Annotated in this window: 8 protein-coding genes; 3 read left to right on the top strand and 5 right to left on the bottom strand. The window is 71.0% G+C overall.

The genetic code is table 11. The features are described from left to right. The coding region (locus GXW71_RS33930) for a CaiB/BaiF CoA transferase family protein (RefSeq protein ID WP_211858414.1) at positions 1 to 733 on the top strand (733 nt) is incomplete at its 5' end. A 62-nt stretch (positions 734 to 795) separates the two neighbouring features. On the opposite strand, the gene GXW71_RS33925 is transcribed toward GXW71_RS33930, so the two are convergent. Continuing rightward, positions 796 to 1,365, bottom strand: coding sequence for a hypothetical protein (locus tag GXW71_RS33925; RefSeq protein WP_211858412.1), 570 nt, complete (start codon positions 1,363 to 1,365; stop codon positions 796 to 798). Positions 1,366 to 1,591: 226 nt separating this feature from the next. Between GXW71_RS33925 and GXW71_RS33920 the strand changes: the two genes are divergently transcribed. Beyond that, positions 1,592 to 2,485 carry a DMT family transporter gene (locus GXW71_RS33920; protein ID WP_211858405.1) on the top strand — a complete coding sequence of 298 codons (894 nt, stop codon included), beginning with the start codon at positions 1,592 to 1,594 and terminating at the stop codon, positions 2,483 to 2,485. On the opposite strand, the gene GXW71_RS33915 is transcribed toward GXW71_RS33920, so the two are convergent. Genes GXW71_RS33915 through GXW71_RS33905 form a run of 3 tightly spaced genes read right to left on the bottom strand, consistent with a single transcriptional unit; the run spans position 2,475 to position 4,458 of the window. Further along, positions 2,475 to 2,891 carry a protein-tyrosine phosphatase family protein gene (locus GXW71_RS33915; RefSeq protein WP_211858404.1) on the bottom strand — a complete coding sequence of 139 codons (417 nt, stop codon included), beginning with the start codon at positions 2,889 to 2,891 and terminating at the stop codon, positions 2,475 to 2,477. The two genes, GXW71_RS33920 and GXW71_RS33915, sit on opposite strands and share 11 nt — an antisense overlap. After that, positions 2,888 to 3,775 carry a CDP-alcohol phosphatidyltransferase family protein gene (locus GXW71_RS33910; protein WP_211858403.1) on the bottom strand — a complete coding sequence of 296 codons (888 nt, stop codon included), beginning with the start codon at positions 3,773 to 3,775 and terminating at the stop codon, positions 2,888 to 2,890. Before GXW71_RS33910 ends, GXW71_RS33915 begins: the two co-directional genes overlap by 4 nt. Then, a complete protein-coding gene (locus tag GXW71_RS33905; protein WP_367615995.1) occupies positions 3,772 to 4,458 on the bottom strand; it encodes a phosphatidylserine decarboxylase in 687 nt (228 codons plus the stop codon). The genes GXW71_RS33910 and GXW71_RS33905 overlap by 4 nt, the downstream gene beginning before the upstream one ends. 131 nt (positions 4,459 to 4,589) lie before the next feature. Here GXW71_RS33905 and GXW71_RS33900 point away from each other — a divergent pair, with 131 nt between their 5' ends. After that, positions 4,590 to 5,030 (top strand): hypothetical protein, encoded by a 441-nt coding sequence (locus GXW71_RS33900; RefSeq protein ID WP_211858400.1) that lies wholly within the window; start codon positions 4,590 to 4,592, stop codon positions 5,028 to 5,030. On the opposite strand, the gene GXW71_RS33895 is transcribed toward GXW71_RS33900, so the two are convergent. After that, positions 4,961 to 5,932, bottom strand: a 972-nt coding sequence (locus tag GXW71_RS33895; protein WP_211858398.1) for a LysM peptidoglycan-binding domain-containing protein, incomplete at its 5' end; no start/stop codon positions are given. The two genes, GXW71_RS33900 and GXW71_RS33895, sit on opposite strands and share 70 nt — an antisense overlap.

Genomic DNA, 5,932 nt, shown 5'->3' with positions numbered 1-5,932 from the left:
CGGCACCGAGACCAGCGGCGCGACCAGGCTCGGCACCCCGATCGTCGACATCGCGACCGGCCTCTTCTCCGCGATCGCCATCCTGATGGCGCTGCACGAGCGGGAGAAGTCCGGCCAGGGCCAGTATTGCGACATGACGCTGCATGATTGCGGCATGGCGCTGCTGCATCCGCATGCCGCGAATTTCTTCCTCAACGGCAAGCGCCCGCAGGCGACCGGCAACCCGCACCCGAACCTGGCGCCCTATTCCAAGTTCCAGACGAAGACCTGCGAGATCTTCGTCGCCGCCGGCAACGACCCCGCCTTCCGGAAGTTCTGCGACTTCCTCGGCATGCCGGAGATGGCAGGCGATCCACGTTTCGCGACCAATGGCGCCCGCGTCACCAATCGCGCCGCGCTGACCGAGGTGCTGAACGCGCGCTTCGCCGACGAGGACGGGCATGCGCTGACCCGGCGCATGCTGGCCGCTGGCCTGCCTGCCGGGCCGGTGCTCAACGTCGACGAGGCGATGGCGGCGGATCACACGGCGCACCGCAAGATGGTGACCGAGCTCGGCGGCTTCCGGGGGCTCGGCACGCCGATCAAGCTCTCCCGCACGCCCGGTGGCACAAGGAGCGCGCCGCCGCGCTTCAACGAGCATGGCGCGGCGGTGCTCCGCGCCCGCGGCTTCTCCGACGAGGAGATCGCCGCACTCGCCCGCGACGGCGTCCTGGTCGAGAACCGACGCAAGTAGCGGATGGCGCCGGGGCCCGATGGTGCTCCGATGTCGCGGACCGACAGCCTTGCCTGCGGCCCCTACTGCAGCAAGTGCTGCATGACGATGTCTTCGGCGTCCGGAGCGGCCGGGCGGAAGACCCTCGTGTGCAACGAGATGCAGCGGGCGAGGACGTCCAGCACGGCCTCGGTTCCGGACAGGCTGACCGCAATCGGCGGCTCACCTCTCTCCAGGAAGCGCAGTTCCATGGCCCTGCCTCCCGTGAGGTTGGCGACGAATTCGTCGGCCCTGTCGAGCGTGACAATCCATTCGAGGACATTGCCGATCCCCGCGCTCCTTCCGACATAGGTGCGGCGACCATCGATCAGGAGTTCATAGCGGATGCGGGTGCCCGCCGGGAAATTCCAGGACAGCTTGATGATCTGGACGTTCAGGTAGGAGTTGTCCGGAAAATGCTTGATGAGGAAGCTCGCCTGATCGATCCCCTCGCCGCCGCCGGGCGCGCCGGCACCACAGACACGCGTACCAGCCTGTGCGTGCCCCATGAAGGCAGACCAGACGCCGGATCGCGTGAGATCCGTCACTTGCGCCGAGACGCCGGTCGGCAGGCACGCTGCCACCAGCACTGCGAACACCCTGAGGCCGCGCATCGAACCCTTCTCCCGACTGCCGGATCTATAAAGAACAATACAAGAACATCGTAAAGGAAGAATTGCGCTTGCTGCACCCGCCGATGTGCCGCGTGCAGCAGGCGGTCAGCGACAGCTCGTCGATGCTCGCCGCGGCGGCGGCCCTGGCGCACCACCGCGCGCTCGTGCAGAAGCACCGCAATTGGCGGATGGCGCCGGGGCACGCCTTCCTGCTCCGGTGCACCGCATGGACCAGTCTCTCTCCGCCCGCGCCTGGGCGCTGCTGTTGCTGCTCGCCCTGCTCTGGGGCGGCAGCTTCTTCTTCATCGGTGTCGCGGTGCGCGAAGCGCCACCGCTGCTGGTCGCCTGGTCCCGTGTCGCGATGGCGGCGCTGGCGCTCTGGGTCGCGGTCGCGGCGCTCCGCGTGCCGGTGCCGCGCGGCGGCGCGGCGGTGGTGACGCTGGCCGGCATGGGGCTGCTCAACAATGTCATCCCCTTCTCGCTGATCGCCTATGGCCAGGCGCATCTCCCCTCCGGCTTCGCCTCCATCCTGAACGCGACCACGCCGGTCTGGGGCGTGGTGCTCGGCGTCGCCGCCTTCCGCCAGCCCGCGACCTGGCCCCGGGCGCTCGGCGTGGCGCTCGGCTTCGCGGGCGTGCTGGTGCTGATGGGGCCGGAGAAGCTCGTGGCACCCGGGGCTGACCTGCTGCCGATCCTGGCGCTGCTCGCCGCCTCGATCTCCTATGCGCTGACGGGCTTCTGGGCGCGGCGTATCGCACGCGACGGCATCGCGCCGCTCGCCGCCGCGGCCGGGCAGGTGACGGCTTCGGCGCTGATCCTGGCACCCGCGCTGCTGTTGGCACATCCGCCGGGAAGCCTCGCGATGCCAAGCATGGCGGGCATCGCGGCGCTGCTGGGGCTCGGGCTGGTCTCCACGGCGCTCGCCTATGCGGTGTTCTTCCGCATCATCGCGATCGCCGGCGGCGGCAACGCAATGCTGGTGACATTCCTGATACCGCCGGTGGCGATCCTACTCGGCGTCGCTTTCCTGGGCGAGGCGCTGCTGCCACGCCATCTCGGCGGGCTGGCGCTGATCCTGGCCGGGCTGGCGCTGATCGACGGGCGCGTTCTCAGGCGGTGAAGGCGCGCGCGAATTCTTCCTGCGCCGGCGTCTCGACGGCTCGGGGATCGTAGGCGGCGCGCACCCAGGCCACCGGATCGCCCGCGACGCCCGCCATCCGCGCCAGGCAGGCCAGCGCCAGCCCTGTCCGCCCGAAACCCGCGTAACAGCCGATATAACCGATGCGCTCGGGCGATGCCGCCAGCAGTCCTGCGAAACGCTGAAGCGTCGCCCGGAAAGCGTCGGGGTCCTCCGGCACGTCGAAATCGGGGATCGGATGCAGCAGCGTGGCTTCCGACGCCCGCGGATTGGCGCCGTCGAGGCAAAGGCCGATCGCATCAGCGGGCAGCGCCGCGAAGGGCCCGGCGAAGATGCGGCAGGACCGGCCCGCGAGGAAAAGCTCCACGCCCGCGTCGGGCGCGCTCACGCGCCGGTCTGGCGTGGCCCGTTGTCGGCGACCACCACCGGCTCCAGCATCGATTCCGCCTCATGCTTCAGGCGCAGATAGCTGCGCACCGAGAAGGGGAGCATGCCGAGATAGATCAGCCCCGCCGCGGCCAGCGCCGCCCAAGGCTCGCTCAGCAGCAGCGCCACGAAGAGGCCGACACCGAGCAGCAGCGGCAGCACGGCGGCGCGCGGCACCTTGAAGTTCTTGAAGCTCCAGGTCGGCAGGGTGCTGACCAGCAGCATTGCGGTCACGATCAGCACCAGGCCGACGGTGATCGGGTTGCGCACCAGCCCCACCCAGGCGCCCTGCCCCCATTCACCGAGGGCGAGGCCCGCGAAAAGCGGCACCAGCGCCACCGCGGCACCCGCCGGCGCCGGCACGCCGGTGAAGAAGTTGTAGGCATAGGCTGGCTTCGGCGCGACGCCGACATCGAGCGCCGCGTTGAACCGCGCCAGGCGCAGCGCCATGCAGACCGCGAACATCAGGCAGGGGGCGAAGCCGATGCCGCGGGCGTCGTGCATCGTCCAGAGATAGAGGACGAAAGCAGGCGCCACGCCGAAGCAGAGGAAGTCCGAGAGGCTGTCGAACTCGGCGCCGAAGCGGGAGGTCGCCTTGAGCAGCCGGGCGAGCCGCCCGTCCAGCCCGTCAATGACAGCGGCCACGACGATCAGCGCGGCCGCCATGCCGAAGCGCCCCTCGGTCGCGGCGCGGATCGCGACCAGCCCGGCGCAGAGGCCGAGCATGGTCATCAGGTTCGGAATCAGGCGGTTGAAGGACAGCCCCTCGAAACGCGGCCGGGTGCGCGGGCGGAACCGCCGGCGCAGGCGGCGCATCGGATGCGGGCGCGGCCCCTCCCCGCTCATGCATGCAGCTCCGCGATTACGGTCTCGCCACCGATCATGACCTGTCCTTCCTCGACGAGCGGGCGGATGCCGTGCGGCAGATAGAGGTCGGTGCGGCTGCCGAAACGGATAATGCCGAACCGCTCACCGGCGGTCAGGCTATCACCTTCGCGCACGTCGCAGAGGATGCGGCGCGCGATGAGCCCGGCGATCTGGACCACCGCCATGTCGCGCCCGTCCGGCAGCGCCAGCGCCAGCGCATTGCGTTCGTTGTCCTCGCTCGCCTTGTCGAGGCTGGCATTGAGGAAGGTGCCGTGCCGATAGGCGATGCGGGTCACCACGCCGTCGGCCGGGGCGCGGTTCACATGCACATCAAGGACCGAGAGAAAGATCGCCACGCGCCACCGTGCCTCCGCTCCGAGGCCGAGCTCCACCGGGGGCACGGCCATGGCCACGCTGACCACATGGCCATCGGCGGGTGCCACCACCAGCCCGCCGCGCGAGGGCGTGACCCGCTCCGGGTCGCGGAAGAAGTAGAGGCAGAACAGGGTGAAGAGCAGACCCGGCCAGAACAGCCAGGGGCCGAGCAGCAGGCCGCCCACCACCGCGACCGCGGCGCCTCCGATCAGGAAGGGCCGGCCGGCCGGGTGCGGCGGGGCGACCACCATTTTCAGGCTGTGCATCAGGGACATGGCGCCGCTTATGGTGTCTTCACCCTTTTCGGACAAGCTCGGAGCAGATCCCGCCCTGGTGGAACCGCCGGAGTGGGCGACGATGCCCGCAAGAACACAGGACCGTGGCGGTCGAGAACCGCTCCGGCCACATGATGGATCCGATGACGCAAGCAATCACTCTCGGCCCCTTCCAGGTCGACCCGGACGGCCGCCTCGCCCCGCTCCACGCCGCATCCCGGCCCAGCTTCCGCTTCGCCTGGCGGGGACGCAGCGTGCGGGCGGAGCTGGAGCTCGACCGGCTGCGCATGCAGGCGACCGCGGCGCGCATCCCCTTCACCGCGGAACGCCCGGCCGATCGGCCGCGCGCCTTCGGCACCCTCCGCGGCCTGCCGCGCGAGCTGCCGACGGGTTGGGAACTGACCCTGGCGCCTGATCATTCGATCGTGCTGGAGACGGAGAAGACGGTCGGCGGTGTCACCACCGTGACCCAGTTGCTCGCGGCGCTGGTGCGCTTCGTGCTGGAACTCGACCCTTACCTCGACAGGCTGGAAGCCGGCGGGGCCTGGTCGGCAGTCACGGCGGCGGGCAGCGCGAAGACCTGACCCGGGAAGATGCGGTCGGGGTCGCGGATCTGGTCGCGATTCGCCTGGTAGATGGTGGTGTAGCGCACGCCCTGGCCATAGCTGCCGCGCGCGATCCGCCACAGGCTCTGGCCTGGCTGCACGACGACCTGGCCGCCGCGGAAGCTTTCCTCCGGTAGCTGGTCGCGCTGGAAGGGCAGCTCGATCCGCGCCGCGACGGCGCCGCTGGCGGCAAGCTGATCGAGCCGCAGGGTGTGGCGGCCGACGGTGGGGGTTTCGTTCGGCACCAGGGTCCAGCGGCCGGCGGCATCGGCCACCACGTCACCGGCATGGCGTTCCCCGACATAGGCGCGCACCGAAGCGCCCGGCGGGGCGGTGCCGGAGAAGCGCATGGCGCCGGCATCGGCGTAATCCACGGCTTCCAGGCCCAGCCGGCCCGCCTGGCCGCGGGCCGTGCCGTCCGGCGCCTGGACCAGCGCGGCTGCCGGCCCGTTCGCCTGAGGGGCAGGGCCGGCCGGCGCGGGTACCGCCGGCATCGGGCCGGCGGGCTGCTGCGGCGGCGCCTGCAGCAGGCGCGGCGCGGCATCCCCGGTGCGCGGCGGGATCAGCACGGCGACAGCGGCCGAGCCACTCTCCACCGCCCGGGGCTGATCGGCGGCGACGGGCATCGGCTCCGGCACCACCACGACCACCGCGTCGGGGCCGGCGAGTTCGGCGCCGGCCAGGCGGGCGCGCAGCGACAATTCGTAGGTACCGGGGGCCAGCGGATCTGCCGGCAGGATCACCCATTCGCCGCGCTGGTCGGCGCGGGCCCGGCCGAGTTCCCGCTGGCCATTGGCGATCAGCACGACCTCGGCCCCCGGCGCCGCGCGGCCGGCGACGACGGCGGTGCCGCGGGCGCCGACGCGCACCACGTCGAAGCG

It is taken from the genome of Plastoroseomonas hellenica (genome assembly GCF_018129085.1).
GTDB lineage: Bacteria > Pseudomonadota > Alphaproteobacteria > Acetobacterales > Acetobacteraceae > Plastoroseomonas > Plastoroseomonas hellenica.
The sequence above is the reverse complement of the archived record's forward strand: the minus strand, read 5'-3'. Positions and strand labels throughout refer to the sequence as shown.

Excerpts from the sequence above, each read along its gene's own strand:
- GXW71_RS33925 (WP_211858412.1), bottom strand. The coding sequence starts at position 1,365 with ATGCGCGGCCTCAGGGTGTTCGCAGTGCTGGTGGCAGCGTGCCTGCCG.
- GXW71_RS33920 (WP_211858405.1), top strand. The coding sequence starts at position 1,592 with ATGGACCAGTCTCTCTCCGCCCGCGCCTGGGCGCTGCTGTTGCTGCTC.
- GXW71_RS33910 (WP_211858403.1), bottom strand. The coding sequence starts at position 3,775 with ATGAGCGGGGAGGGGCCGCGCCCGCATCCGATGCGCCGCCTGCGCCGG.
- GXW71_RS33900 (WP_211858400.1), top strand. The coding sequence starts at position 4,590 with ATGACGCAAGCAATCACTCTCGGCCCCTTCCAGGTCGACCCGGACGGC.